Annotated in this window: 32 protein-coding genes; 14 read left to right on the top strand and 18 right to left on the bottom strand. The window is 41.9% G+C overall.

Going from position 1 to position 25269, the window contains the following annotated elements:
* Positions 1 to 426 precede the first annotated feature (426 nt).
* Positions 427 to 1593 carry an iron-containing alcohol dehydrogenase gene (locus GLW00_RS04970; protein WP_160911736.1) on the bottom strand — a complete coding sequence of 389 codons (1167 nt, stop codon included), beginning with the start codon at positions 1591 to 1593 and terminating at the stop codon, positions 427 to 429.
* Positions 1594 to 1733: 140 nt separating this feature from the next.
* Here GLW00_RS04970 and GLW00_RS04965 point away from each other — a divergent pair, with 140 nt between their 5' ends.
* Positions 1734 to 1973: a DUF378 domain-containing protein gene (locus GLW00_RS04965; protein ID WP_160911734.1), complete on the top strand. Its 240-nt coding sequence runs from the start codon at positions 1734 to 1736 to the stop codon at positions 1971 to 1973.
* 62 nt (positions 1974 to 2035) lie between these two features.
* Here GLW00_RS04965 and yugI read toward each other — a convergent pair whose 3' ends face one another.
* The gene (gene yugI / locus GLW00_RS04960) at positions 2036 to 2419 is read right to left on the bottom strand and encodes a S1 domain-containing post-transcriptional regulator GSP13 (RefSeq protein WP_160911732.1); all 384 of its coding nucleotides are present in this window, start codon (positions 2417 to 2419) and stop codon (positions 2036 to 2038) included.
* 165 nt (positions 2420 to 2584) lie between these two features.
* On the opposite strand from yugI, the gene GLW00_RS04955 reads away from it, so the two are divergent.
* Positions 2585 to 2941 (top strand): helix-turn-helix domain-containing protein, encoded by a 357-nt coding sequence (locus GLW00_RS04955; protein WP_160911730.1) that lies wholly within the window; start codon positions 2585 to 2587, stop codon positions 2939 to 2941.
* 233 nt (positions 2942 to 3174) lie between these two features.
* Positions 3175 to 4353 carry a MalY/PatB family protein gene (locus GLW00_RS04950; RefSeq protein WP_160911728.1) on the top strand — a complete coding sequence of 393 codons (1179 nt, stop codon included), beginning with the start codon at positions 3175 to 3177 and terminating at the stop codon, positions 4351 to 4353.
* 30 nt (positions 4354 to 4383) lie between these two features.
* Here GLW00_RS04950 and GLW00_RS04945 read toward each other — a convergent pair whose 3' ends face one another.
* Positions 4384 to 4953, bottom strand: coding sequence for a superoxide dismutase family protein (locus GLW00_RS04945; protein ID WP_160911727.1), 570 nt, complete (start codon positions 4951 to 4953; stop codon positions 4384 to 4386).
* An 87-nt stretch (positions 4954 to 5040) separates the two neighbouring features.
* Positions 5041 to 5235, bottom strand: a complete 195-nt coding sequence (locus GLW00_RS04940; RefSeq protein ID WP_160911725.1) for a hypothetical protein — start codon at positions 5233 to 5235, stop codon at positions 5041 to 5043.
* A gap of 124 nt (positions 5236 to 5359) precedes the next feature.
* On the opposite strand from GLW00_RS04940, the gene kapB reads away from it, so the two are divergent.
* Both kapB and deoD read left to right on the top strand, forming a co-directional pair.
* Positions 5360 to 5740, top strand: a complete 381-nt coding sequence (gene kapB, locus GLW00_RS04935; protein ID WP_160911723.1) for a kinase-associated lipoprotein KapB — start codon at positions 5360 to 5362, stop codon at positions 5738 to 5740.
* 92 nt (positions 5741 to 5832) lie between these two features.
* On the top strand, positions 5833 to 6543 hold the full coding sequence (deoD, locus tag GLW00_RS04930; RefSeq protein ID WP_160911721.1) for a purine-nucleoside phosphorylase: 711 nt from the start codon (positions 5833 to 5835) through the stop codon (positions 6541 to 6543).
* Between the two features lie 37 nt (positions 6544 to 6580).
* On the opposite strand, the gene GLW00_RS04925 is transcribed toward deoD, so the two are convergent.
* The gene (locus tag GLW00_RS04925; protein ID WP_160911719.1) at positions 6581 to 6808 is read right to left on the bottom strand and encodes a hypothetical protein; all 228 of its coding nucleotides are present in this window, start codon (positions 6806 to 6808) and stop codon (positions 6581 to 6583) included.
* A 115-nt stretch (positions 6809 to 6923) separates the two neighbouring features.
* Positions 6924 to 8399: a leucyl aminopeptidase gene (locus GLW00_RS04920; protein WP_160911718.1), complete on the bottom strand. Its 1476-nt coding sequence runs from the start codon at positions 8397 to 8399 to the stop codon at positions 6924 to 6926.
* 264 nt (positions 8400 to 8663) lie between these two features.
* Here GLW00_RS04920 and GLW00_RS04915 point away from each other — a divergent pair, with 264 nt between their 5' ends.
* Entirely contained in the window at positions 8664 to 9146 is a 483-nt protein-coding gene (locus GLW00_RS04915) for a divergent PAP2 family protein (RefSeq protein WP_160911716.1), read from the top strand.
* Between the two features lie 39 nt (positions 9147 to 9185).
* On the opposite strand, the gene spsC is transcribed toward GLW00_RS04915, so the two are convergent.
* The 3 genes from spsC to GLW00_RS04900 form a co-directional block, all read right to left on the bottom strand.
* The gene (gene spsC, locus GLW00_RS04910) at positions 9186 to 9887 is read right to left on the bottom strand and encodes a stationary phase survival protein SpsC (protein WP_237417415.1); all 702 of its coding nucleotides are present in this window, start codon (positions 9885 to 9887) and stop codon (positions 9186 to 9188) included.
* Positions 9888 to 9986: 99 nt separating this feature from the next.
* A complete protein-coding gene (locus tag GLW00_RS04905) occupies positions 9987 to 10304 on the bottom strand; it encodes a YuiB family protein (protein ID WP_335808436.1) in 318 nt (105 codons plus the stop codon).
* A gap of 395 nt (positions 10305 to 10699) precedes the next feature.
* Positions 10700 to 11920, bottom strand: coding sequence for an NAD(P)/FAD-dependent oxidoreductase (locus GLW00_RS04900; RefSeq protein ID WP_160911714.1), 1221 nt, complete (start codon positions 11918 to 11920; stop codon positions 10700 to 10702).
* A gap of 295 nt (positions 11921 to 12215) precedes the next feature.
* On the opposite strand from GLW00_RS04900, the gene GLW00_RS04895 reads away from it, so the two are divergent.
* Entirely contained in the window at positions 12216 to 13202 is a 987-nt protein-coding gene (locus tag GLW00_RS04895; RefSeq protein ID WP_160911712.1) for an NAD(P)/FAD-dependent oxidoreductase, read from the top strand.
* Positions 13203 to 13288: 86 nt separating this feature from the next.
* Here GLW00_RS04895 and GLW00_RS04890 read toward each other — a convergent pair whose 3' ends face one another.
* The 3 genes from GLW00_RS04890 to GLW00_RS04880 form a co-directional block, all read right to left on the bottom strand.
* Positions 13289 to 13648, bottom strand: coding sequence for a HesB/IscA family protein (locus tag GLW00_RS04890; protein WP_160911710.1), 360 nt, complete (start codon positions 13646 to 13648; stop codon positions 13289 to 13291).
* Positions 13649 to 13781: 133 nt separating this feature from the next.
* Positions 13782 to 14012, bottom strand: a complete 231-nt coding sequence (locus GLW00_RS04885) for a YuzB family protein (RefSeq protein WP_160911708.1) — start codon at positions 14010 to 14012, stop codon at positions 13782 to 13784.
* A gap of 68 nt (positions 14013 to 14080) precedes the next feature.
* Positions 14081 to 14419, bottom strand: coding sequence for a YuzD family protein (locus GLW00_RS04880; protein ID WP_160911706.1), 339 nt, complete (start codon positions 14417 to 14419; stop codon positions 14081 to 14083).
* Between the two features lie 162 nt (positions 14420 to 14581).
* Between GLW00_RS04880 and GLW00_RS04875 the strand changes: the two genes are divergently transcribed.
* Positions 14582 to 14803, top strand: coding sequence for a NifU family protein (locus GLW00_RS04875; protein ID WP_035511544.1), 222 nt, complete (start codon positions 14582 to 14584; stop codon positions 14801 to 14803).
* Between the two features lie 702 nt (positions 14804 to 15505).
* On the opposite strand, the gene GLW00_RS04870 is transcribed toward GLW00_RS04875, so the two are convergent.
* Positions 15506 to 16471, bottom strand: coding sequence for a 2-hydroxyacid dehydrogenase (locus GLW00_RS04870; RefSeq protein WP_160911704.1), 966 nt, complete (start codon positions 16469 to 16471; stop codon positions 15506 to 15508).
* Between the two features lie 188 nt (positions 16472 to 16659).
* On the opposite strand from GLW00_RS04870, the gene GLW00_RS04865 reads away from it, so the two are divergent.
* Both GLW00_RS04865 and GLW00_RS04860 read left to right on the top strand, forming a co-directional pair.
* The gene (locus GLW00_RS04865; protein WP_160911702.1) at positions 16660 to 17166 is read left to right on the top strand and encodes a phosphatidylglycerophosphatase A family protein; all 507 of its coding nucleotides are present in this window, start codon (positions 16660 to 16662) and stop codon (positions 17164 to 17166) included.
* Positions 17167 to 17603: 437 nt separating this feature from the next.
* The gene (locus tag GLW00_RS04860) at positions 17604 to 19163 is read left to right on the top strand and encodes a DUF998 domain-containing protein (protein WP_160911700.1); all 1560 of its coding nucleotides are present in this window, start codon (positions 17604 to 17606) and stop codon (positions 19161 to 19163) included.
* Between the two features lie 32 nt (positions 19164 to 19195).
* Here the strand turns inward: GLW00_RS04860 and nucF are convergent, their stop codons facing one another.
* Positions 19196 to 19987 (bottom strand): 5' nucleotidase NucF, encoded by a 792-nt coding sequence (gene nucF, locus GLW00_RS04855; protein WP_160911698.1) that lies wholly within the window; start codon positions 19985 to 19987, stop codon positions 19196 to 19198.
* Between the two features lie 15 nt (positions 19988 to 20002).
* On the bottom strand, positions 20003 to 20440 hold the full coding sequence (gene hepT, locus GLW00_RS04850; protein WP_160911696.1) for a type VII toxin-antitoxin system HepT family RNase toxin: 438 nt from the start codon (positions 20438 to 20440) through the stop codon (positions 20003 to 20005).
* Between the two features lie 168 nt (positions 20441 to 20608).
* Between hepT and GLW00_RS04845 the strand changes: the two genes are divergently transcribed.
* Complete coding sequence (locus tag GLW00_RS04845) at positions 20609 to 20875, top strand: DUF3055 domain-containing protein (RefSeq protein ID WP_160911694.1); 267 nt, start codon at positions 20609 to 20611, stop codon at positions 20873 to 20875.
* A 57-nt stretch (positions 20876 to 20932) separates the two neighbouring features.
* The gene (locus GLW00_RS04840; RefSeq protein ID WP_160911692.1) at positions 20933 to 21220 is read left to right on the top strand and encodes a cytosolic protein; all 288 of its coding nucleotides are present in this window, start codon (positions 20933 to 20935) and stop codon (positions 21218 to 21220) included.
* Positions 21221 to 21261: 41 nt separating this feature from the next.
* Here the strand turns inward: GLW00_RS04840 and GLW00_RS04835 are convergent, their stop codons facing one another.
* On the bottom strand, positions 21262 to 21537 hold the full coding sequence (locus tag GLW00_RS04835; protein WP_160911690.1) for a YutD family protein: 276 nt from the start codon (positions 21535 to 21537) through the stop codon (positions 21262 to 21264).
* Positions 21538 to 21672: 135 nt separating this feature from the next.
* On the opposite strand from GLW00_RS04835, the gene GLW00_RS04830 reads away from it, so the two are divergent.
* Together GLW00_RS04830 and GLW00_RS04825 are read left to right on the top strand one after the other, a co-directional pair.
* The gene (locus GLW00_RS04830) at positions 21673 to 22302 is read left to right on the top strand and encodes a YhcN/YlaJ family sporulation lipoprotein (RefSeq protein ID WP_237417414.1); all 630 of its coding nucleotides are present in this window, start codon (positions 21673 to 21675) and stop codon (positions 22300 to 22302) included.
* Positions 22303 to 22380: 78 nt separating this feature from the next.
* The gene (locus GLW00_RS04825) at positions 22381 to 23319 is read left to right on the top strand and encodes a M23 family metallopeptidase (RefSeq protein ID WP_160911688.1); all 939 of its coding nucleotides are present in this window, start codon (positions 22381 to 22383) and stop codon (positions 23317 to 23319) included.
* Positions 23320 to 23350: 31 nt separating this feature from the next.
* On the opposite strand, the gene GLW00_RS04820 is transcribed toward GLW00_RS04825, so the two are convergent.
* Entirely contained in the window at positions 23351 to 23452 is a 102-nt protein-coding gene (locus tag GLW00_RS04820) for a methionine/alanine import family NSS transporter small subunit (protein WP_160911687.1), read from the bottom strand.
* 1 nt (position 23453) lies between these two features.
* Complete coding sequence (locus tag GLW00_RS04815) at positions 23454 to 24980, bottom strand: sodium-dependent transporter (RefSeq protein WP_160911685.1); 1527 nt, start codon at positions 24978 to 24980, stop codon at positions 23454 to 23456.
* Positions 24981 to 25269: the final 289 nt, after the last annotated feature.

The following is a 25269-nucleotide window of genomic DNA, read 5'->3' as shown; positions in this document are numbered from 1 at the left end:
GCTTGACCAATTTCACTTTATCGAAACCTTACCTTCAAATCAAGCAATCGCGAAATTGTAAACGGATACATGCGAAAGTTTCATACATCTGTAAAAATTCCGGAACATCATTCACCCAATAATAACCAATCAGCTAAACAAACACTCCTTTTACTTGAAGACTCAGTTTTAAGATGTTTTAGGGGACGTTACCCAGGTGGAGCGTTAGGTGCGGAGGGGAATGGCGAGACTCCTCGGGAAAAAGTGCAGGGTGAGACCCCACAGGATGCAGTCCGATGAGCCTCACCGCGCTCCGCGGAAAGCGATCTATTCCCGCAGCCCCCCACTCAATAAAATTCTCGAAACTGATTCTTCAAGTATCCTGGCATTCAGCTGAATAAATAGATAAAAAAATCGGAGGGGATCCCCTCCGATTTTTCACATCTTTTATTTGGACATCTCCAAGATTTTCTGAACGTCTTGTTCATGCAATTGATTGAAGTTTCCGAATGGTCCTCGTTTCATTGCACGGTCGACGATGATATCGAATTTATCGTCACCAATATCATAATCAGCCAATGTTTCAGGAGCTCCGATTGAACTCCAGAAGGCACGTAGAGCTTTAATTCCCTCTTCAGCGACTTCTTTATCTCCTTTTCCATCAGGATTTACACCGAAGACTTTCGTAGCCAAGCGAGCAAAACGTTCTTCGTTGACTTCCAAGTTGTGTTTCATCCAGTTCGGGAATAGGATAGCGAGGCCTCCTGCGTGTGGAATGTCATAAACAGCAGATACTGCATGTTCAATATTATGACTGGCCCAATCGCCTCGATATCCCATTTGAAGCATGCCATTGAGTGCAACGGTACCGGCATACAAAATGGTTTCTCTATGCTCAAGCGATTCTAAGTCCTCAAGCAGTTTAGGAGCTGTTTCCATGACAGCTCTCAATACCCCCTCCACCATCTCGTCTTGCACCGGAGACTGTGTTGGGTTGTGGAAGTACTGTTCAAACATGTGTGTCATCATATCCACAATTCCATAAATGGTTTGATCTCTCGGAACACTCACCGTGTAGGCAGGATCAAGAATAGAGAAAGTCGGGTTTGTTAGAGGCGCCGCTCCCCAACCATACTTTTCATTCGTTTCCCAATTCGTTATGACTGCACCTGCATTCATTTCGGACCCTGTAGCTGCCAGGGTCAGCACGGTTCCGAATGGAAGAGCTGATTCAGGCTTTGCTTCTCTTGTAACAAGATCCCATGGAGCTCCATCGTATTTCGCTCCGGCTGCAATGGTCTTGGTACAATCAATGACACTTCCTCCACCTACAGCAAGAAGGAAATCGATGTTATCTTCTTTGCAGATCTTGACTCCCTTTTCCACAGTGGTCAATTTCGGGTTAGGTTCTACACCAGATAGTTCCTGGATATCCACACCTGCCTCATTCAATTGACCCATGACTTGGTCATAGAGACCGTTCTTCTTTATACTTCCTCCACCATACACAACAAGTACTTTTTTAGTACCCGCTGGTAACTGGGAGGGTAACTGATTCAGTTGATCTTTACCGAAAATCAATTTCGTCGGATTATGAAACGTAAAAGCATCCATAATGAAATTCCCCTTTCTAAACTGAGCATACGTTGGTATTATCCCCGAAATCCAGTGGATTCTCAAAAGATATGCAATTCGTATAATATTTTTCCCCTGTGTTCAAGCTAATAAACAATAACGGAAAGGAGGTGTTTAGGATGAATTGGTTAAATCGTGTAGCACTTCTTTTAGTCATTGTTGGAGCAATCAACTGGGGATTGATTGGGTTGTTTCAATACGATCTTGTTGCTGGTCTTTTCGGAGGTGGTGAACAAGGAGCATGGCTGGCACGAGTAATCTATACACTTGTTGGTATTAGCGGACTTATCGTCATATCTCTTTATTTTTCACCGGTTGCCGAGCATGAAGACGCCCCGGCCTCTGATCCGGCGGAATAACCTTCAAATGGTATCTACAAAAAAAGGATCAGCCTTCTTAGGGCTGATCCTTTAAAACGTTCTTATTTACGGAATTTCTCGCGGTCGTCAGATTGTTTGATCCAATCTTCCAACTTGTCTTTCAGCGTGTTGAAACCAGCTGTTGACTCTTCTTGTTTAGGTGCTGCTTGCTTACGCGGACGGCGTGTAGCTGCTTTTGGAGCTTCTTGCGTCGCACGGATAGAAAGAGAATACTTATTGCTCTTTTCATCAATGTTCAAAATTTTAACTTGCACTTCATCGCCTTCAGAAAGATGCTCGTTGATATCCTTTACATAACCGTGAGTTACTTCTGAAATGTGTACAAGACCTTGTACTTTCTCATCTAGAGCAACGAACGCACCGTATGGCTGGATTCCTGTAACTTTACCTTCTAATACTTGACCTTCTTGAAACTTATCTGACATGCTATACAACTCCTGATTTATTTATTATTCGCTTCTTTTCACGCAATAAATGATTTTACCATAAAAGAGGCTATTTAGCAAAGTAAACTTAAACTTCTCAAAACGTTTGAAATTTCACCCTCATTAAAGTGGTATAATATAGGAAAGAACAGAGGAGGTATGTTTATGTCCACTGGTAACAATATCCGCAAATACCGCGAGTTGAAAAACTTCACAAAGGAAGAACTGGCAATGAAAGCAAGAATCGGGGTCCATACTCTCGAAAGTTATGAAACTGACGAACGTATTCCAGAATTGGATACCATCCTTAAGATTTCAACTGTCCTTGATATCCCTGCCTCTGAATTGTTGGAGAATCATGAGGAAAACTCATCTGAAATGGATGAAGAATTAATTAGCCTCATTCAGGAAATTGGCGTGAAACGTTCCAAGCTCTTACTGAAAAAGGCCCGTGACTTCTCAGAACAGGACGTCCTTCACGCAATGAACCTCCTCTATGATTTAAATCAACAAAAAAATTAAAGAAATAGGTTTATAATCTATGAAAGATGGTTATATTAAATAACGTAAGACTTTCTCGTATTCCCCCTGTGTAAGCAGAGCGAACGTTCGCTTTGCTTTTTTTTTGGATTTTTTTAGATTCTTTCCTTATTTATACAGTGAGTCTGAGTAATTACATACAAACAACATATTTTCATTCAACCTAATAATTCGGGTAAGATAGATAACAAAATGGAGTATTGGAGGAAAACGCTATGGAACGTTTTGAAGAAGTCGTTTCAAGAAAAGGAACAAGATCCGTCAAATGGGATATGGCGGAAGATCTTTACCAAGATAAAGAAGTACTGCCGATGTGGGTCGCCGATATGGACTTCAAGACTCCATCAGCCGTAACGAATGCAATAAAAGAAAGAGCAGAACACGGCATTTTTGGATATACAGTCCCTGATGATAAAGTCAAAGAAACGATCAAGCAATGGCTCGAAAACCGTCATCAATGGAAAATCGATCCAGAGTGGATCACTTATAGCCCTGGAGTTATTCCATCCTTGCACATGATTATCCAATCGCTCACTGAAATTGGGGATCACGTCATTATACAGACCCCTGTCTATCCTCCTTTTTACAGTGTCATTAAAGATCATGGAAGACATGTGGTGAAAAACCCTCTTCAAATGAACGAAGAGCAATACGAGATTGATTTCGCGGATTTTGAGCAGAAAATCAAAGATCATAACGTCTCCATGTTCATTCTCTGTAATCCTCATAACCCCGTAGGACGCGTGTGGAAAAAAGAAGAACTGCAAAGAATGATGGATATCTGCTTAAAATACGATGTCAAAGTGGTGGCGGATGAGATTCATGCAGATTTGATCTACCATGGAAACGTCCATGTTCCTATGGCGAGTTTGTCAGAAGATGCATCCAGCCAAACGATCACCTGCTTATCTCCAACTAAGACCTTCAACTTAGCAGGACTACAGGCTTCCTACGTCGTTATACCTGATGAATCAGCCAAGAAAAAAGTCGACCGTCACTTTAAAAACCAAGGGATGTTGATGCTGAATACTTTAGGTCTGACAGCCATGGAAGCGGCTTATGAACACGGGGAAGAATGGTTGGAAGAATTAATGGATGTTTTGGGAAATCACCGCGACTACGTCACCCAACGCTTTCATAACGAAACATCTTCAATACAGGTGTTTCCAGCAGAAGGCACCTATCTTCTATGGTTGGACTGCAGGAAGTTGAAGATGAGCCAAACAGAATTGAAGCGTTTTATGCAGAAAGAAGCGAAAGTGGGCTTGAATGATGGTGCTTCCTTCGGCGATGAAGGGGAAGGATTCATGCGCCTGAATATAGCTGCTCCAGAATCGATTATCGAAGACGGCGTCACACGCATCATCAATGCTGTGAAGGCCCTTGAACAATAAAAAAAAGTCTCCCTCTGAGGGAGACTTTTTTTATTCCTGCTTCTTATCCGGTTCTGTAGGATCACTCGTTTCATCTTCATCCGCTTTCAAAGTAATTTTCCCACAAGCGATACGTTCCCCTGAATCTCCTGCCGGCTGTGTCATTCCATCATCCTGACCGCTGTGAATCACGATGGATGTCCCCTCATCTCTAAGTAAAGACTTCTGACCTTCTTTCAGTTTGGCTTCAGGCAACATTAGTGTAGTATCCACCATACCACTTTGGTCTGCTTCTACATTCGGCATATCTCCTACGTGTGCTCCCTTCGGATTCATCAACCCATGATCTTTAGAGAGGGGGTTGAAGTGATTTCCGGCACTCTTGAAGTCAGGGGCTTCACATTTTGGAAACTCATGTATATGGACAGCATGCATGCCCGGCTCAAGACCTTCCACTTTTAATTGGACCTCCACCCCTTCAGGCTGCTCGGTCAGTGTGGCTGTGCCAATTTTATCGTTATCGGCATTATAAATCGACGTATTCAAAGGAGAACGTTCTTCCCCTGAACACCCAGCAAGAATGAACACTATGGCAATCGACAACCCGACTATCATTCTCATATTAATCCTCCGTTCCATGGAATACTCCATGGATAGTATCTCCTTCGATTTATAAAAATATAACAAAAGCCACGTAAGGCTCAGGCCCTAACGCGGCTTTTCAGTCTTTTTATCGGAAGATTCCTCTAATTTGTAGGCTTGATCTACTTTCTTTTCTTCTTTTTGGGAAATCTTAATGAACCAAATCATGGTGACCGCGGCAAATACAATAAAAAGCATCAGCATAATGATTGCTGGAATATACTCTGATTTATCCTGAGGAAAATATAGAAATTCCATCATAGGGCAACACATCCTTCTAACTAGCAGTATATCAAAAATTCACCTCCTCCATGAAGAGCTTCACGATATCTTCACAATTTCAATTTTTGTTACAATAGATGGAGAAAGTGAGAGGAGTGAGACTATGTCAGAGTTTCCAAACGGTTCAATCGTGAAAGCCCATTATAAGACAGGTATTTATATCGGGGAAGTCGTCGAAGACCGCAATCGCTTTTACCTTGTAAAAGTACTGGCCGTTGATAAACACCCGATGCAAGGAGATCTTCATAACCCCGGAAAGACAGAGGAAGTCTTTTTTCATCAGCGGAAAGCTTTAAGCTACAATGAAAAAGCGAATGTACAAAAAGAAGCGGTCAAGACTTTTGATGGAGAAATCCCTTCCTATGAAGACTCTTTAAGGGAAGCGGTGGATGTCCTTAAAACGAAGCTTGTAAGAAGAGAGACAGAATTCAATCAAAGTGCGAAGAAACAGTTGGAAGACCTAGAAAAGCAATACTTCGGATAACTGGAGGATGACAGCGCTTTTTTTCGTATTTGTTTTCTAATCGAGGGTATGGTAATTTTATATAGTCAAAAGTAATGGAGGAGGTCATATCCATGACAACACATATTGGAGCGAAACCTGGAGACATTGCAGACAAGATCCTTCTTCCTGGTGATCCGCTACGAGCGAAATACATTGCAGAAAACTTTTTAGAAGATGCGACATGCTATAACGAAGTGCGAGGCATGTACGGCTATACAGGTACTTATAAAGGTGAAAGAGTTTCCGTTCAGGGAACAGGCATGGGCGTTCCATCCATCTCGATTTATATCAATGAATTAATGGAAAGCTACGGCGTTCAAAAACTGATTCGTGTCGGTTCTTGCGGCGCATTGCAAAGCGACGTAAAAGTGCGTGACGTTATCCTTGCCTCTACTTCCACAACGGATTCACAGATGAACCGTATGGTCTTTGGTGGCATTGACTTTGCACCTACAGCAGACTTCAATCTCTTGAAAAATGCGTATGATGCGGGAACAGATAAAGGCTTGAAGCTAAAAGTCGGTAACGTATTTACCAGCGACAGCTTCTACCGTGATCAAGCGATGGACCTTTTCAACCTGCTCGCGAAATACAATGTGCTGGCAGTAGAAATGGAAACAACGGCGTTGTACACCCTGGCAGCAAAATACAATCGTCAGGCTCTATCCGTATTGACCGTAAGTGACCATATCCTTACAGGGGAAGAAACGACGGCAGAAGAACGCCAAACGACATTCAACGAAATGATCGAAGTCGCCCTGGAAGCAGCAATTCAAGACTAATGAATAAGCACCCCTACAGTGAATGTAGTGGGTGCTTTTATTTTGGTGCAATTTTCTCTATTTCATTAATATGGACCACATAGATTCGGTCACTAATACTGATAAGAACGGTCTCGCCCCACACTCTCTCCACTTTTCCAAAATAAGTACCATTCACCGTATGAACGATAAGGAAAGTCCCTAGATTCTTTTTTATCATTTTTAGGACTGTACGTCTGCGTGACGAGGGACGGATTTTCCGCCACAATGATGTGAGTTGGAACATCTTTAAGCCTCCCCGCTCATCTCCCTCCCTATATGTTATACGCTTGTGATCTTCGAGGTGCGAGGTCTGAACTTATAAACACATAAAAAACCTCCCGTTTCCGGGAGGTTTAAAGTTAATTCAAAATATACTGGGCTAACGTTTTGGACATCACACCTGTCGGACCTTTAGGACCCAGTTCGTGAGGACCTTCAGCAATGGATGTACCAGCAATATCTAAATGAACCCACGGTACCTTTTCCACGAAGGCACCGACAAACGCTCCACCCATGATGGGGTGGGCTTTTCTCGTAGGCGAGTTATTCAGATCAGCAATCGCACTTTTTCTCACTTGCGCTTTATAATCATCATTGTATGGTAAAAGCCAAATCGGCTCTCCTACAGTTTTCCCTGCTCCCTCAACATCTTTGTAAAAATGTTCATCATTTGTCATAGCGCCTGTCATCCAGGAACCTAATGCTGTTACGACACCTCCAGTTAAAGTAGCGACATCAATCACTCGATCCGCTCCCTGGCTTTGAGCATAAGTGACCCCATCAGCAAGAGCAAGGCGGCCTTCTGCATCTGTATTCAACACTTCAATCGTTAAGCCACTCATAGATGTAATCACATCATCCGGCTTGAAAGCATCCCCTGAAATCATATTGTCGGACGATGGGATTACAGCGATGACATTCTTTTTCGGCTTCAGTTGACCTATGGTTTCCATTGCGCCCAGAACAGCTGCCGCTCCTCCCATGTCCCCCTTCATACCTGGCATTCCGGTCTTCGGTTTAATCGAATAGCCACCTGTGTCATAAGTGATCCCTTTTCCAACGAGAGCTGTAACATCTTTCCATTCTTCGAGTCCCTGATATTTCAGCACAATCATTTTGGGTGGTTCTACAGATCCCTGATTAACGGCCAGTAAAGCTCCCATACCCAGCTCTTCCATGTCTTCTTTTTCAAGGATGCTCCATTCGAACTGGTAGTCTTCCGCCATCGTTGTAGCGAACTCTGCCATTTCAGATGCTGTCAGAATATTCGCAGGCAGATGAACCAAATACCTTGCCGTATTCACTCCATCCGCAAAAGCCTGCCCTCTATTTAAAGCTTCAAGTACAGTGTTTTCCTCTTGTTTTGTCCAAACCGTGAGTTCATCAATGTCCACCGGTTCTTTTTGATTGGTTTTAAAAGAAGGAAGACGATACGTGGATGTCAGCATAGCTTCTGAAAGAAGAGCCGAGTATCGTTCTACATCTTCCCCTCCAGGAATAAGACTCTCAAGTAAAATAGTTACAGACGAAACTTTGTCTTTAATTAAACTTTGAAATACACGACCAAATGTCTTACGATATTTGTCTTCATTTAGTTCTTGTGTTGATCCAAGACCAATGACATATATGTTCTTTAAATCACTTTCATTCATAACCAGGACCTTATCAAGTTTTTTACTTTCCGTAGACAAATGTCCAGCTTCTATGTACGCTTCAAGGTCAACTCCACATGAATTCTTCACCTTATCGATGGTATGCTTGTTAATCTCTTCTTCCTCAAAAAGACCAACAAGTAAAGATTTCGAATCTTTCCATTCATTTGTTACAGTAAACATATTGACGCACCTCCATATTAAGTATACACAATTTCACTATGTTTTCCTTCCTAAATGAGACTCCTCCTATTTTAACTTAACATGAATATAACTATCTCGCTGCATCGAACATATGGTATAATATCTTTGCTCCATCACCCTAGAAACACTTCAAAATGAATCTGCCCTTAAGCACTTGATTTGTTCACCCATTCTCTACTGTATGAATGAACAACTACATAGATTGTCGTTTCCATTCCCCGAAAGATAAGAAAGGATGTCAGCATGCTATTAGACTTAGTGCAAAACTTCCCCCTTTGGGCGTCGATTGCTGCTATTTTTTTCGCCCAAGTCATAAAAATTCCTATTCAATTCATAGCCTCCCGACAATTAAACACCAGCCTTGCCTTCAGTACAGGCGGCATGCCCAGCAGTCACTCCGCAGCTGTAACCGCGCTGGCTACAGGTGTCGGCATTGAACAAGGGTTCGGCTCATCCGTTTTCGCTATTGCCTGTGTTTTCAGCATCATCGTCATGTTCGACAGTACAGGAGTCAGGCGGCAAACCGGTGAACAAGCCATAATGTTGAACATCTTACTCAACGACTTCAACCGCTTCGTAAGTGAAGCCAAAAGCTGGCAACAAAAAGAAGGCTATCAAAAGAAAGAAGAACTTAAAGAACTGTTAGGCCACCAGCCGATAGAAGTGTTCTTCGGAGGATTGACAGGTATTCTGCTCACCTTCCTTCTCCATGCCTTGATTTACTAAAAAAAATCTCTTCCGCTATATATTTACGGAAGAGATTTTTTATTGACTCATTTGTGAACGGAAGACTTGTAAGGATTCATCCTCATTCAAGGTATTCAAATCTTCCTCAGAGAGTTGACCGCTGCCCTCTTCAACAACATATACATCAAGCGTTTGTTTTCCCCAATAATTGTAAACATCATTTACGGTTGGAAAATAGAGATCGAGCTTATTCCCTTTAATAGCTCCCCCAATATCTGCAACCACTCCATAACCATAGCCAGGAATAAACAGGACAGTCCCTAACGGAAACATTTCCAGATCAGCAGCAATGGTAGAATATAAATCACGCTTCACATTTACACCCGAATACGTAATGCCATACTCAGGGTGCTCCGGAGTTTTACCTGTTGACTCATAGCCCGCTGTATAACCTGTCGCAACAACTTCATGGCTTGGGTATTGACTGAAATCAATGGTGTCTTCCAACAATTCAACCGCTTCTATGACCGCACTGGACACATAGGTCTGTGGAGCGTTTTTCACTTTTAAGCTCTTCTCAGAAAAATCCCGCTCTTTTTGCAGAAGAGCCTCCCCATCTAGAGATTCCCCTCTAAATTTAGATGCCATCCATTCGTCAAAGTCTGAGAGCGATAGGTTTGTTACATTCGTAAAAGTACTATAAAGAGCAAAGCTGAACAATAGAATAAAAAAGATAGACTTCGTCCGCTTGTTCATGAAATCACCTCTAGGTGTAATCATGTCCAAGCTCCATTTTTTTATTCAACCGAGTCATCCGCAGCTTTTAACCAATATTAGAAAAAAAGACTGATGGCACATGGTGCCGTCAGTCTTTCCGTTTTAAAACATTTGGTAGCCACTTTTCCGTAATTTCCGAATCACCATTCCAGCCACTATGGTACCGACAAATCCACTCGCTAAGATGACGATATCCACTAATTTCAGGTTCATTAATTGTTCAAATACTGTAGGGAAGGCGTTTCCCGGATCTGAAAAATATTTTGTCCATGGGAAGTCATCAACGATGAATAGAACGATGATCGGATAAACAAAAGCCATCAACCATGAAGAGCGTAAAATCATATTCAATAAGAAAGAAATTCCGAAGAATAATACAAAAAATAACAACATTGACACGATGAACTGTACGATATTCACTAACGTTTCCCCCTATGTATGTTCAACGAAACACAAACAAATCCAAACCTCATTTTATAACGGTTACATAAAAAGCGCAAGAGCTCCTCCACCACGATACCGTTTGTTATTAAACAAACGGGCAGGGTTGTGAAAGGCTTGATTTCGAGACTTTTTTTGTGTTTAAGGACTCCGGGAAAAGGTTCGCTTTCCGTGGGCGACTAGAGCTAACGCTGAAGTGACCCCGTATCCATGGCCAGGTATGTTCATTCATTATTTCAACCAGACATCAGCCCATCCACACAACAAAAGTTTCGAAACTGTGTCTTAAAAAATAGAGAGCTATTCTAGGAGAAGGAAAGTTATTTTTTACAAAAAAGCGAAAGCAGTGGTTCTGCTTTCGCTTTTAATTATGATTATTGGAAGAAGTTTAGTTTTCCTTTTTTGAGAACCAGGGGTACGCCGCCTAGTTTTAGCAGATAGCGGTTATCGATGATTTTCTTCATTGCCGTTGCTGACCATCCGAACAATTTTTTATCATCAAACACTACGCCTATCGCGTCATTATGACCCAAGGAGGCTACAGTACCTTTCAAGTCCGGCTCGAATGGCTCAAGGTGGTCCTCTCCTCTAATAAGGCGGGTGAGGTTCGCCGCAGTCTGCTCAGCTTGCTGAATAGCGATTTGCGCCGTAGGAGGATAAGGACGGCCAGTCTCCTCGTTCATAATCAAGGCACAGTCACCTACGATGAAGACGTCCTCATATCCCTCTGGACGCAAGTCATCCCCAACTGGAATGCGTCCACGGTTTGCTTCGAACCCTGCTTTTTCAACAAGAGAGTTTCCACGTACACCAGCTGCCCAAACAACCGTATTCGTCTCGATTTCTTCACGCTGCTCATCTTTTTCGAAAACGAGCTTGTTTTCAGTAACTTCTTTGATCATCGCGCCGATTTTGAATTCGACACCTCGTGATTCCAGAGAGTTCATCGCGTACTCTACAAGCTCAGGATCGAACCCTGGGAGTGCCGTAGGAGCAGCTTCAACGTTGATGATACGGACTTTTTCCCGTGGAATGTCGTATTCTTTGCACAGTTCCGGTATACGATTAGCAAGCTCACCTACGAACTCCATACCTGTAAATCCAGCACCGCCGACGACGATGTTCAATCGCTCCTGCTTTTTCTCCATTTCATTATTATATTTTGCGAAGTTATATTCAATATGCTGACGAATCAAGCGCGCACTGTTAATGCTGTTAATAGTGAAAGCATTCTCTTTCAAGCCGGAAATTCCGAAAGTGGCAGCCTCAAACCCAAGTCCGATGACAAGGTAATCGTAGGAAAGCTCACCGTTCTCGAGCAATACTTTCTTATCTTCAGGTTTGATTTCAATTACGGTATCCTGTACGAAATTCACCTGACTCGTATTGATGACATCACTGATTTGAATGCGTGTGCGGTCATGATGTAAAGTTCCCGCAGCATTTTCATGCAGCCAAGTCGTTTGGTAATGGTAACTATGTTTATTCACCAGTGTCACGTTCGCATCATTTGCACCTAGGCTTTTCTGTAATTTCACTGCTGTCATGATTCCGCCATATCCGGCACCGAGAATCACAATGTTAGGGTTTCTCATGATTTAATCACTTCCATCTCGTAATAATGATCCGTTGACTAATACTTGTGACTAATTTCACACAAGAAAACATGAAAAAAACCTGAGTGGTTTCAGGTGAAAATTGTCACAAATTCTTACTATTTGATCTGATTTCATCTTAGACCTTTTCCAGTCCATTTTCAAGGCAAAAGACATTTATCGGAATTATTGATCAATTATCCATCTGTAAAGGTTTACATCCCCTCTTTGTTCCCATCAGAAATTTTTTTATGATAGAATGTACTTTAGTGAAATTTTCATCAGGAGGTTTATTATGAGTGAAAAAATATACGATATAACAGTAATCGGTGGTGGTCCAGTCGGTTTATTTACTGCATTCTATGGCGGAATGCGTGAAGCAAGTGTAAATATCATTGAAAGCCTTCCCCATCTTGGAGGCCAGCTGACTGCTCTCTACCCTGAAAAATACATTTTTGACGTAGCCGGATTTCCGAAAGTACGAGCACAAGAACTAGTAGACAACCTTGAGGAACAAGCAATGATGTTCAATCCTACCATTTCCTTGAACCAGGAAGTCGTTTCTGTAGAAAGAATGGAAGATGAAACCATCAAGCTGACTACAGACAAGGATGTCCATTATACAAAAACCATTATTATTACAGCAGGTAACGGAGCCTTCCAACCAAGAAAGTTGAAGATTGAAGATACCGAACGTTTTGAAGAAACAAACCTTCATTACCACGTCAGCAATATGGACAAGTTCCGTGACAAAAAAGTCATGATCGCTGGTGGCGGGGACTCTGCTGTCGACTGGGCCCTTATGCTCGAGCCAATCGCTGAACAAGTGACACTCGTCCATAGAAGAGATAATTTCAGAGCCCATGAACATAGTGTGTCACAGCTTAATGAATCCAACGTCCGAATTATGACTCCATTCACTCCTGAAAAAATGATTGGCGAAGAGCGTATTGAACAGGTGGAATTGAAAGAAGTCAAAGGAGATCGTGTAGAAACCATCGATGTGGATGATGTGATCGTGAATTACGGCTTTATCTCATCCCTTGGCCCGATCAAAAATTGGGAACTGGAAATTGAAAAGAACAGTATCGTTGTTAATTCCAAAATGGAAACCAACATCACAGGCATTTATGCAGCTGGTGATATTTGCACCTACCCTGGGAAAGTGAAGCTGATTGCTTCTGGTTTCGGTGAAGGTCCAACAGCCGTTAACAATGCGAAAGCCTATATCGATCCTGGTGCTCGTGTCCAACCTAAACACTCGACCAGCATGTTTTCATAAACACAAGGAAGAAGCCATCATCATGGCTTCTTCCTTTTTACTTTCAAAATAAAAAAACCTTTCTGTATAAACAGAAAGGTTTGTTATTAACAATTTGGATCTGGGGTTCCAGCATTGGTTGCTGTTTTGAATGAGGATCCACACCCACAGGAAACAATAGCGTTTGGGTTATCTATGGTAAATCCCCCGCCCATCATATTCTGTTTGAAGTCGATGGTCGTACCTTCAACAATAGCAGCGTCTTGACGGTTAATGACTACGGGTATTCCACTGGACTCCTCTACAAGATCAAGTTCCTCATTGATGTCATCTTCGAAGCCCATGGCATAAGACAATCCACTGCAGCCCCCACCTTTGACACCGAAGCGAAGGCGAACTTCTCCTTCTTCCTCTTTCATCATCTCTTTGATTTGGTGACTTGCGGCTTCTGTGATATTCAGAATCATACCAAGCCTCTCCTTTCTCTTCTTATCGTCAGTATACTAAATCGCAGAACTTTTTATCAAACATCCCGTATCCGCAAATCAAAAGGCACCCTTCTTCAAAGGATACCTTTTTTACTTTCATGGCTACACCAATCTATAGGGTTTCGTCCAGATGTTCATAAATCTTATCGACTAATTCATCAGGTGTATCAGCCATGACACGATCTCCTTCTACAACTGCATATAACGTCTGGGAACATAGTCCACAGTTTCTTAAACACCCATATTCGACAACATCAAGATCAGGATCCTTCTCAAGCCTTTCTTTTGCTTCCTGAGATCCACTGATCAAGTTATTGATACAAAATTCAATTAATGGATTCATCCGCTTCACCTCTATCTTGGATGAAACCCTATCTAATCCTAATCATATCATACCGTTATCAAAACCTGCTATGAATTTTCCTTAGCCTGAAGTCCATTCTTATCCAAGGCTTTATACACTTTTTTCAATCTAGGATCTCCCTCGCCTACAATTTCATTCTCTACGAGGACAAGAGGATAAAAAAGTTCGTCATCCAACAATTGTTGAATAATTGAAGGATCAGCACCATCCTGACCTTCTTCATGAATATCATAATAATTGTAACGAACCATTGAATCATTATACTTCCTTCCAATAGCCGCTTGCAGCCACTCATATGTTTCCCTTGATCCAGGTGCATTGACACAACTCGCACATTTTACATCAGCTCCATAGACCGCTACACTAACTGTTTGGTGTTCCCCCATCCTACTCTCTCCCTTTGCGTTACGTTTTTTCTATTTTACAAAAGAAAAGAAAAAAGATAAAATGATAATAGTTCTCAATATTAATGTACAGAGACTCAGACAACCATAGATTTTTTAGACGTTTCGTTTTATAATGATACTTAAGAAAGGGGAAGATTGAACATGCATGAACAGGTTCAAGAGGTACTCAATAAACTTCGCCCATTTTTACTACGTGACGGTGGGGACGTCGAGCTTGTCGATGTAGAAGACGGGATCGTCCGCCTGCGACTCATGGGTGCTTGCGGAAACTGCCCTAGTTCCACAATTACTTTGAAAGCAGGAATCGAAAGAGCTCTTGCACAAGAAGTACCGGGAATTTACGAAGTCGAGCAAGTATTTTAATACACCTAACCAAAAGAGCCACTCCATATGGAGCGGCTCTTTTTTTGTAATCCTTATCCCTATTTATATTCCACATAGGCTCCCTTTAGTTGAAGACTCAGTTTCGAGATGTTTGTGTGATTCTAGGGGCTCCGGGAAAAGGTTCGCTTTCCATGGGGCGGGCGGTGAGCCTCCTCAGGCTACGCCTTCCGGGGTCTCACCTGTCCCACACGTCCCATAGGAGTCTCACCGTTTCCCTCCGCCCCTTTACCTTATAAGTGTCTCGAAACTAATTCTAAAAGGGGTAGCATGAATGGTTGAGGGAAGTGGATGATTAGAACACCTGTATTCATTAGGAAGGTTCCAATTCTTCCCCCCTAGGCAGGCGTATAGTGTGTTGTATCAAGCATTTGCGTTTGCTAAACGTCAATGGGATAGAGTTTACATCATTCACTTCTCATAACCACACAAGCTGATTTTTCCAGTAGTGGTTTCGAGACTCTGATATAGCAAAGGGCGGAGGGGAATGGCGAGACTCCTGCGGGAAGAAAGTGCTTGGTGAGACCCCACAGGACGCAGTCCGAGGAGGCTCATCGCGCTCCCGCGGAAAGCGAGTTATTCCCCGCAGCCCCCATCCACTCAAAAAACATCTCGAAACTGAGTCTTCAAGAAACCTGCCATATACTTTAATAATCTGGCTGAGGATTAAAGATAAACAGGACTTTATGGAACAGGTGTGAGTAATGGCTTGCCTTGAAAATGATTGACGAGGTTATCGAGACTAAGCTTCATCATTTTATATCTTGTTTCTTTCGTTGCTGAACCGATATGGGGTAAACAGACCACTTCAGGTCGTGAAAGCAATGGATGCTGGGAGGAGATTGGTTCTTTTTCAAATACATCAAGACCGGCCCCTGCAATTTCTTTCTTTATGATTGCTTCATAAAGCGCTTGTTCATCTACCGTAGCCCCTCTGGATGCATTGATGAAAAAAGCTTCCGGTTTCATCCTTTGGAAAGCATCCTTATTAAACATATGTTTGGTTTCCTCTGTCAAAGGGGTCAAGCACACGACATAATCCGCTTGTGCAAGCAGTTCTTCGAAACCTTCGTATCTCACACCAAGGGTGTCTTCCACCTCAGATTTACGAGATCGATTATAATACAGCACACTCATACCGAAGCCTATCGCTCTTTTAGCAACTGCTTCTCCGATTCTCCCCATCCCGACAATTCCTATTGTTTTCCCGTGAATATCCGTACCGGCTAACATCAACGGAGACCAATGCTCCCACTTGTTTTGTTTTATGTATTGGCTTGCCTCCATCATCCTCCTCGCCGTGGCCATTAATAGTCCGAATGTGAGGTCTGCTGTTGTCTCTGTAAGCACATCTGGTGTATTTGTGACTGCAATACCTAGACGTTCCGCCGCTTTCACATCGATATTGTCATAACCGACTGCCATATTCGCAACGATAGAAAGGTTATCAGATTGCTTGAGGATTTGGTCATCTACGTTTTCCGTTAACATGGTCATTAAACCCTGAGACGATTGTGCTTGTTCTATCAAAACTTTGCGCTCTACTGGTTCATCTTCCTTTGACCACATCTCTATATCCAAGTACTCTTTATAAGCATTCACGACTTCATCAGGGAGACGACGAGTAATATAAACTTTTGGTTTTCTCAATGATCGAACCTCCATCCATTTTTTATCATTTTATCATAGCCAATGACTGTTAAGGCGATCCAACCTTCTACACATTTGCACCTTCAGGAAGAAGTTTTGATATAATGAACATAACACCACTCGTTTGTGCAATAATAAACGCGGGTATGGTACAGTGCAAGTCATGATGAGCAGGGAGGTTTTTCACTATGGCAGAAGAAAGAAAAGTATCCACTCTTGAAAAAACCGCAAGAGATTGGCTGGTGGAAAGAGGGGTCACCGTTGATGACATTGCTGATCTTGTCTATTACTTACAATCCAAATATCACGATGAATTATCCATGGACGACTGTCGCTTCAATGTAAATAAAGTCCTGACAAAGCGGGAAGTACAGAATGCAGTCATTACCGGGATTCAAATGGATCGTCTGGCAGAAAAGAAAATGCTTGAAGAGCCGTTACAATCGACCATTGAGGTAGACGAAAGTCTTTATGGAATTGATGAAATCATTGCCTTTTCCATCGTAAACGTTTATGGATCCATCGGTTTTACCAATTATGGTTATATCGATAAGCAGAAACCAGGAATCCTACAAAAACTGAATGATAAATCCTCAGGTGAATGCCACACATTCTTAGACGACATTGTCGGGGCCATTGCAGCCGCAGCATCCAGCAGACTCGCGCACACCATCGCTGGAGACAATGAAGTTTAATCAAGATGAATAATTCAAGGTTAAAGTAGTTCAATGAAGTGTACGATGTATCCGTACCTTCTCATTGAGCTGCTTTTTATTTTCCTCCATCTTCTTCAATAAAACTCCCGATTATAGAAGCGTAGGGCTGTGGGGCTCCCGCGGGAATGAACTGGCTGGCAAGCCCCCACGGGACGATAGCTGAGGAAACTTGCCGTCATCCCCGCAGGAAAGCGATTAGCTTCCCAGACACCCCTGACGCCCCCCAGGAAATGAAGCACAAAAGTCTCTATATTAATTCTTACACACTCCTCCATAAAGCTTACTAAGGTACATAAATAATAATTTGCTATGATTTTTCAGACTATTTTTCATATCGTATTTTTATTTTTCTGAAACCTTTATAATCTTAACTACGTACTACAAGAAGAGACAGAAAAAGGAAGGGGATACAATAGATGAAAAGTTGGAGAGGAAAGTTAATTTGGCTGCTTCCTACGATCATTGTTCTGGTCGCTGTAAGCTTGCTGTTTTCTCATAATTATCAAAAAGTCACAGAGCCTCCGGATGAGAATTGGAGCCGCGCTCTTGATATTGGGACCACGCCTGTTTTACGGACCCCCAATGTAGGCCTTTACGAAGGAAAACCCTCCGTTTCCTTTCTTACCGAAGATGGTATCCAACAAAACATTTACAATGAGCAATATGAAATACAGGAACAAAATTCTTATGATATTCCTGTCGATAAATTCACGCAATTCTACATAGGTGAAAACAAGGTAATTTACGCTGATTATTACAGTATGTATGATCAGGAGACAGGGGATAAGCTCTCTGACATTCAAGCCTTCTTCCCTCTTGAAAACAGTGTATTTTACAGAAGTGAGGATAAAATTTTTAATTTGGACGTCTCTGAATCCACTAGTGAAGAGCTTATATCATTGGATAATCCGAAAGCCTCTGTACATATGGCAGAGACAAACAGTGGTACTTATCTACTGACAGATGAAGTGACCTCATCAGGTAATTTACTGAAATACTACCAGGTGGAAAAAAACAGCATAAACCCACTCGGTGAAATCACCTTCTCAGTCAAACAATCCGAACAAGTCAATGATATTCAGTTTACGACCAAAGAAAACAGTTACCAGCTGCTTGTTACAACGATACAAAAACAAAGCCAATCCGGTAAAATCCAAAATCATTATTACTATGCTGAAGCTCCTTTTGGAGAAAAGCCTAATCTGAACAGAGTGAATTTTCAAGATCCTTTCTCTGCAAATGAGCTGAAAGAAGTAACAGACCTCAGTATTCATAATACAGAGAGTGGGTCAGTTCTCCTTTTTAAAGCAAACGGTTGGACTGAAACGCTTTTCCGGCCAGGGCCGCAATTTAACATATACCAGGCGACCATCAGTGATCGCAGCACGACAACAGTAACACGATTAAGCAATACGCCGTCTTTTTCTAACTTTCCGATTAGGATTAATGAACAAACAGTTGTGTGGGTAGACAATGGAGGAGAAGATCATAATTTATTATTAGCTTCAAGCAAACCTGAAGTCATCGAGCGGGCTGACAAGATCACAAAGGAAGCTTTACTCCTTGCTTCAGGAAAGACGATGGGGATGCTTTCTTCAGGATTATTCGCCCTAATCATCTCTATATTCTGGTTTTTATGGCCTTTGCTATTCATGATTTTTATCATGTTCTCCAAAGCCGAAGCTCTGGACCAGGACCGCTCCTGGGTTCTATATACAGGCATACTCATCTATCTGGTAGCAGCCATTGTGGTAAGAGACCCGATGTTTTCAGAAGCGCTTCTTGCGAGAGCTCCAGATTATTTAAGTTTTCCAGGCAGTCCGATTTTGTTCCTTCTTGGCTTTGCAGGCATTGCTTATGGAATATTACGGGCAGGAGCACGTTCAAAAGATTGGTCCAATCCCATTCAATTGACCTATTTCATAGGAATGCATGTCCTTTTCATCGCTGTATTTTTCGGACCCTACATGATGTAAAAAAACGACCAGAGAATTCTCTGGTCGTTCTTCTATTTCTTTTCATTTGCATTCAGCTGCATCCAATGGAAAAGATCATTACATTTGTAAGTGGGCTGATGTTCTTTATCCTTGATTTCATCAAAAGTACTCAATCCGGTTTCTACCATCAGAGTATCCATGCCAGCTGTCATTCCTGCTTTGATATCGGTATTGTAGTTGTCTCCAACCATTAATACATCTTCTTTACTATGTCCTAACCTTTTGAGTGCCCTCGCCATAATCAATGGCTCGGGTTTACCTACAAACACTGGATTCACCCCTGTACTCACAGAGATCACAGATGTCAAAGCTCCATTACCTGGCACAAGGCCACGCTCTGTAGGAATAGCAATGTCTCCATTGGTACTTATGAAAGCAGCTCCATTCCTCACTTCCAAACAAGCCAAAGCGAGCTTCTCATAATTAATTTCCCGGTCAATACCAATCACCACGTAGTCGGCGCCTTCTTCCACCAATTCCAAACCTTCTTGGCGCAATGCATCGAATAACCCTTCTTCCCCGATGGCAAATACGCGGACTTTTTGTTTTTGGCTGCTTATATATTCCGCTGTTGCCAGACTGCTCGTATAAACTTGCTCCGGCTTAGCATGGACTCCAATTTGATTGAGTTTCTCTGCAATTTGACCAACGGTTTTTGAAGAGTTATTTGTCAAATACATAAAGGGCAGGTCCTGTGATTTTAAATGTTCGACGAATTCTGATGCTCCTTCAATTCGTTCAGCACCTTTGTACATGGTTCCATCAAGATCAATAAGATAGCCTTTGTATTCCTTCTTACTCATACCTACACACACTCCTCAGCTTTTGGAAAAGGCAGAAACAGGGCCAAGCTCATTATCCAAGTAACGACGGACGCGACTTGGAAAGGTTTGTAATGAATGTTTTCGTTCCTGCCACACGTTAACGATTTTTTCATGATCGACGTTCGTATATTGTTGTACAATCATTTTTCTAAGCTGGATAAACTGCTTATAAGCTTCCTGCTCACTCTCAGGCAGTACTTTTTCATCTGTAAGGATATCGATTACGTCTTCATAACTTCCCGGGTCTCTCATGATAAAACCATCAATCATCATGTTCCCAACATCAATGATGGCTTCGATGTTCAATTGAGTCATTCGCTCTAAGAGAAGTTGGTTTGAAAAACGTTCATAAGAGTGTTCTGTCATTTCCTCTTGTATCTTTTCCATATATGATAAAATCTCTTCAATTTTCTCTCGATTCACAAAATACATTTGGTTAACCTCCCACAAAAAATGACCTTTTCCATTCATGATACCATAAAAGACGAATTCTCATGTTTCCTGATTTTCAGTTGTCTTATTTCCTAGAAATCGGGCATACTAATGCTAAAGTTTTTCGCAGCGGAATAGAAAATACAACGAACGGGAGATGATCACACCATGGCACAACGTCCGCTTCTTGAAGACGTCACCCAAAATACAAGCACTCGATTTGTTTCATTTACAGCAGGTAGTCACCGCTTTGAACTTGCACTCATGAAGGCTGATTATTTTCAAAACCAAACGATGGTCATCAATTTACCAAAAAATCGACAAGCTTTACTTGATCATGAAAATATCAACGAAATTGGTCATCTGGAACATATGTTTCAACTTAGTGCAATGGAAGCAGAAGAATTAAGGAATTACCTTCCTGATCTTCTTTGAGAAAGGGCATAAAAAAACCTCCTTCGACAAAAAATAATCAGGAAGGAGGTTTTTAATATGGGTAAAGAAAAACGTAAGTATTCGGATTTTGCCAATGTCGAAGCCCAGCGTAATTACTTGACTCCCGAACAACTTCCTGAAGGGCCTTACGGAGCACCTAGAAACAAATATGAGCCTGTTACGAATGATAAAAGTGCACCATGGACAGAAGAGCAGCGTTATTACAGCGCTTTTAACTATGAAAACAAGGGGTTACACCAGGATCTCCCTCGTCAAGAGGACGGTGCTCACCCTACGCATGATGAACCAGGCGAAAATGTAAAGCCCTCTGAAGAAACTCATTAAAAACGTAAAAAAACGGCGTGCGATCATTTGCGCGCCGTTTCTTATTGACGAATTCTTTTCAGTACAAAATAGGAACATCCGAAATTGCAGTATTCATACAAATAATCTTCCAGCGTACTGATTTTGGTATCAAACGTGGCTTTGGAATTTTGGTCATCATAAAATCCTTTTAAACGTAATTGACCATAACCCCAATCTCCAACGATAAAATCATATTTATTCAGGATATCACTAAATCGACTTTCCACCTCTTCTTGTTGAAAGCCTTCCTGATAGTCCTCCAGGATATCATATGTTTTCCCTGCCAGCTCAATCATTTGTATCACCTCTATCCATATTCAGTGTATCACATTTTTTCACATCTTAGGAAATACAACAAATGCAAAAAGTATGTTTCCTGCAAAACTGCTCAATCTAATATTAATAAACAGTATCATTAAGGAGGAACTATATTGAAACAAATCTGGAGAGTATTCACCCTTCTAGCTCTGGTTACACTCATGGTGGCCGGATGTCAGGAAACAAAGGAAGAACAAGCGAAAAATATGATGGATGATGACACATTGAATGGCAATGCCATGGATGGATATAACGAAAGTCCGAAAGATGGGCAAGTCGGTTATGTACGCTTTAACAAGGATCAATTAAATCAGGATACGGAAGAGCATCGTGAAATCAAAGTCAACCGTGAAGAAATGGCCGATATGATTTCCAGGATGATCCTACGGTATGATCAATTCGATGATGTAGCTACAGTAGTTACGGATAATGAGGTTCTCGTTGCCTACAAAAAAACAGATGACATAGATCGAGAGTTAGCTGCGGATATGGTCCAGAAGACAGCGTATTCTTTAGTCCCAAGCTTCTACCATGTGTATGTATCTGACAACCCCGCTTCCTTTGGAGATATCCAGAGTTTAAGTAATTCCACTGTGTATGATCAAGGGTATAACGATACCATCGACAGTATTATTAAAAAAATGAAGAAGTCACCACAAGGAAAAGTCGATGAATCCAATCCTAATCAACCGGATGTTGGGCCCAATATGAATACAGAAGAAGAAACAGGAATGGAAAACTGACCTCACCCCTATTTTTCCATTCATAACAAAAGCATGCCTGCCTCATGCTAAAGATATCAAAACATTGAAGGTGAGTTTATGAAATACATCGGTTCAATGATCGTATGTCTTAGTATGTGCGTACTTTTCTCTGCCGGGTTCATACATGCAGATGAAGAGAGCGATGCGCGAATGGCATTATATAAGAAAACCTCAGCCATCACCGATATTCCCTGGGAGTATCTGGCTGCTATCGATCAATATGAGAGACAAGTTCACGACGACCCTAAAGATGGACGTGTCACTGCAATTGAAGCGGATCCGATGTTTTGGACCGGTTCAGCTGGAGAAATGCCCTCAACATTTTTCCCTGACGGTTGGGGATTAGATGGAAATGGCGATCAAAAGGTTCAGTTGGAAAATGATGAAGATGTTTTATATTCAATAGGCACATACATGAAGTCCTATGGTACGACAAAGGATGACATTAAAATTGCCTTGTGGAATTATTACAAGAGAGACCTTACCGTACAAACCATTATGAACACAGCGAGAGTATTTAAGAAATTTGAAACCGTTAACCTTACCAACCGCGACTTTCCGCTCCCCCTTCAGGCGAATTACAGTTATAGAAGTACATGGGGAGACGCCCGGGGTTTTGGAGGAAGACGGGTCCATGAAGGCACGGACATTTTCGCTAACTATGGCGTTCCTGTTAAATCTACAACATACGGTGTTGTAGAAATGAAAGGCTGGAACAAGTTCGGTGGCTGGCGGATTGGAATTCGGGATATTTATAACATTTACCACTATTACGCCCATTTACACAGTTTCTCAGAAGATATAAAAGTGGGTGACATCGTACAGCCTGGTGATGTGATTGGTTCGGTCGGGGCTTCTGGGTATGGACCTCCAGGTACATCCGGAAAGTTTCCTCCCCACCTTCATTACGGCATGTATCAAGATAATGGAAAAAATGAATGGTCCTTTGATCCTTACCCATTCCTTAGGAAGTGGGAAAGGATGACAAAAAATTAAAAGCGCCGCACATTATTGTGCGACGCTTTTCCTATGATTTTGACTTTTTGACGGCATTCGTAATACTGGCAGCCAGGCCACCCCATATAACGACTATTCCGATAACCATCATTGTTACTGCACCAGCTGACATATTAGCTTACCTCCTTCTTAACTTCTTCAACGGCTTTGGAATCCCAGCGTTTCAAAGTCATCAAGAAGCCGGCTACAATGGCAAACGCAGCTACAAACCAGCCCCCGAATAAAATGAAACCATCTGTATACCCTTCATAGTTCCCTGTTGCTGTATCAAATTGTTTAAGAAGGTTCGTCTTAAATAGATCGAACATCATAAAACCAAGCACGATCGGCGTGATCACACCAAGACAAATCTTCCACCATCCTCCAAGATGGATATCAGAAATACCGTTAGCATGAGCCTGGAAATCATTAAGATTGCGTAAGAACCATGCTATGACAAGGACTTCTACAAGTCCGACAAATGCTACACCGAACTGGTTAATGAAGTAATCAGCCGCATCTAGGAGATAAAGTCCACCCTGCGTTGCGAAAAGCAGGGAAATGACGGCAGCAAGTCCTCCACCCAGCCCTACAGCAGCTTTCCTTGAAATACCAAATTTCTCACTCAAGGCAGCTACATAAGTTTCTGAAATGGAAATTAACGACGATAGTCCGGCTAAAACTAACGATGCAAAGAATAAGAAACCAAATAATCCATTCAATGCTGGAAACTCATTTATGATTTGTGGGAATACGACAAACGCAAGCCCCACTCCACCACTAACTACTTCATTCACTGGTACACCGCTTTGAGAAGCCATGAATCCTAAAGCCCCGAAAACACCGATACCAGCAAGTAGTTCGAAACTTGAGTTACCAAATCCAGCGATAAAAGCATTGTTCGTTAAGTCCGACTTCTTCGGTAGGTAGCTGGAGTACGTAATCATAATGGCAAAGGCAATGGATAAACTGAAGAAAATTTGCCCATAAGCGGCTACCCAGACAGAACTATCGGTAATAGCACTAAAGTCTGGAGCAAAGAACGTTTGCAGACCTTCAGCCGCACCCGGAAGAGTAATCGCCCGGATAACAATAATCATGAAAAGGACAATCAATGTTGGGATAAAGATTTTATTGGCTGCTTCAATCCCTTTCTTGACTCCTTTGAAAAGGACACCTAGTGTAATCAACCAAACGATGAGAAGCGGAATAAGGACACCAGGTACAAGGCTTCCTGTCTGACCAGGATCTACGGATAATTGCAAATAATCACTAAACAAAAAGCCTTCTGTGTCATCGCCCCATGAAAGATTGAATGCGAAGATACTGTATGAAATTGCCCAGGCAATAATGACAGCATAATATGTCGAAATAACAAATGATACAAGTACAGCCCACCAGCCCAGCCATTCTGTCTTACGATTCATTCTGAAGAATGAAAGTGGCGCTGAACCTCTGAATTTATGGCCGATGGTGAATTCCATAACAAGTAGCGGAATACCCGCTGTTAATAGAGCAAATAAATAAGGAATAAAAAATGCCCCACCACCATTTTCATAAGCTACTGCCGGGAAACGCCAGATGTTACCTAAACCGATGGCTGAACCGACGGCTGCCAGTATGAAACCAGCTCGTGTTCCCCATTGTGCACGATTTTCCATGCGAAAGACCTCCCTGAGTTAAACATCTTTAAAAGACGTTTTTCAATTTTTATTTTTCTGATTATTCTGCTTTAAATTATAACGAGCAACACACAGCTTGTCAAAATAATTTTTTAATTTTCAGAAATTGGAAGGTGAGTGAAAAGGCTTAAGCAAAAAGAACTACCATATTATTCCTTTGAGGCATCTTCAAACAACGGGTAGGCGCGACAGCCATATTCACTATGTCTTTTTTGAGACTTTGGTTAAGTGAATCGGCTCAAAATAAAAAGAGAGCAGAAACGGTGAC

The organism is Halobacillus litoralis (assembly GCF_009856445.1).
GTDB lineage: Bacteria > Bacillota > Bacilli > Bacillales > Halobacillaceae > Halobacillus > Halobacillus litoralis.
Note: the sequence above shows the minus strand (reverse complement) of the source record. Positions and strands in the feature narration are given on the sequence as shown.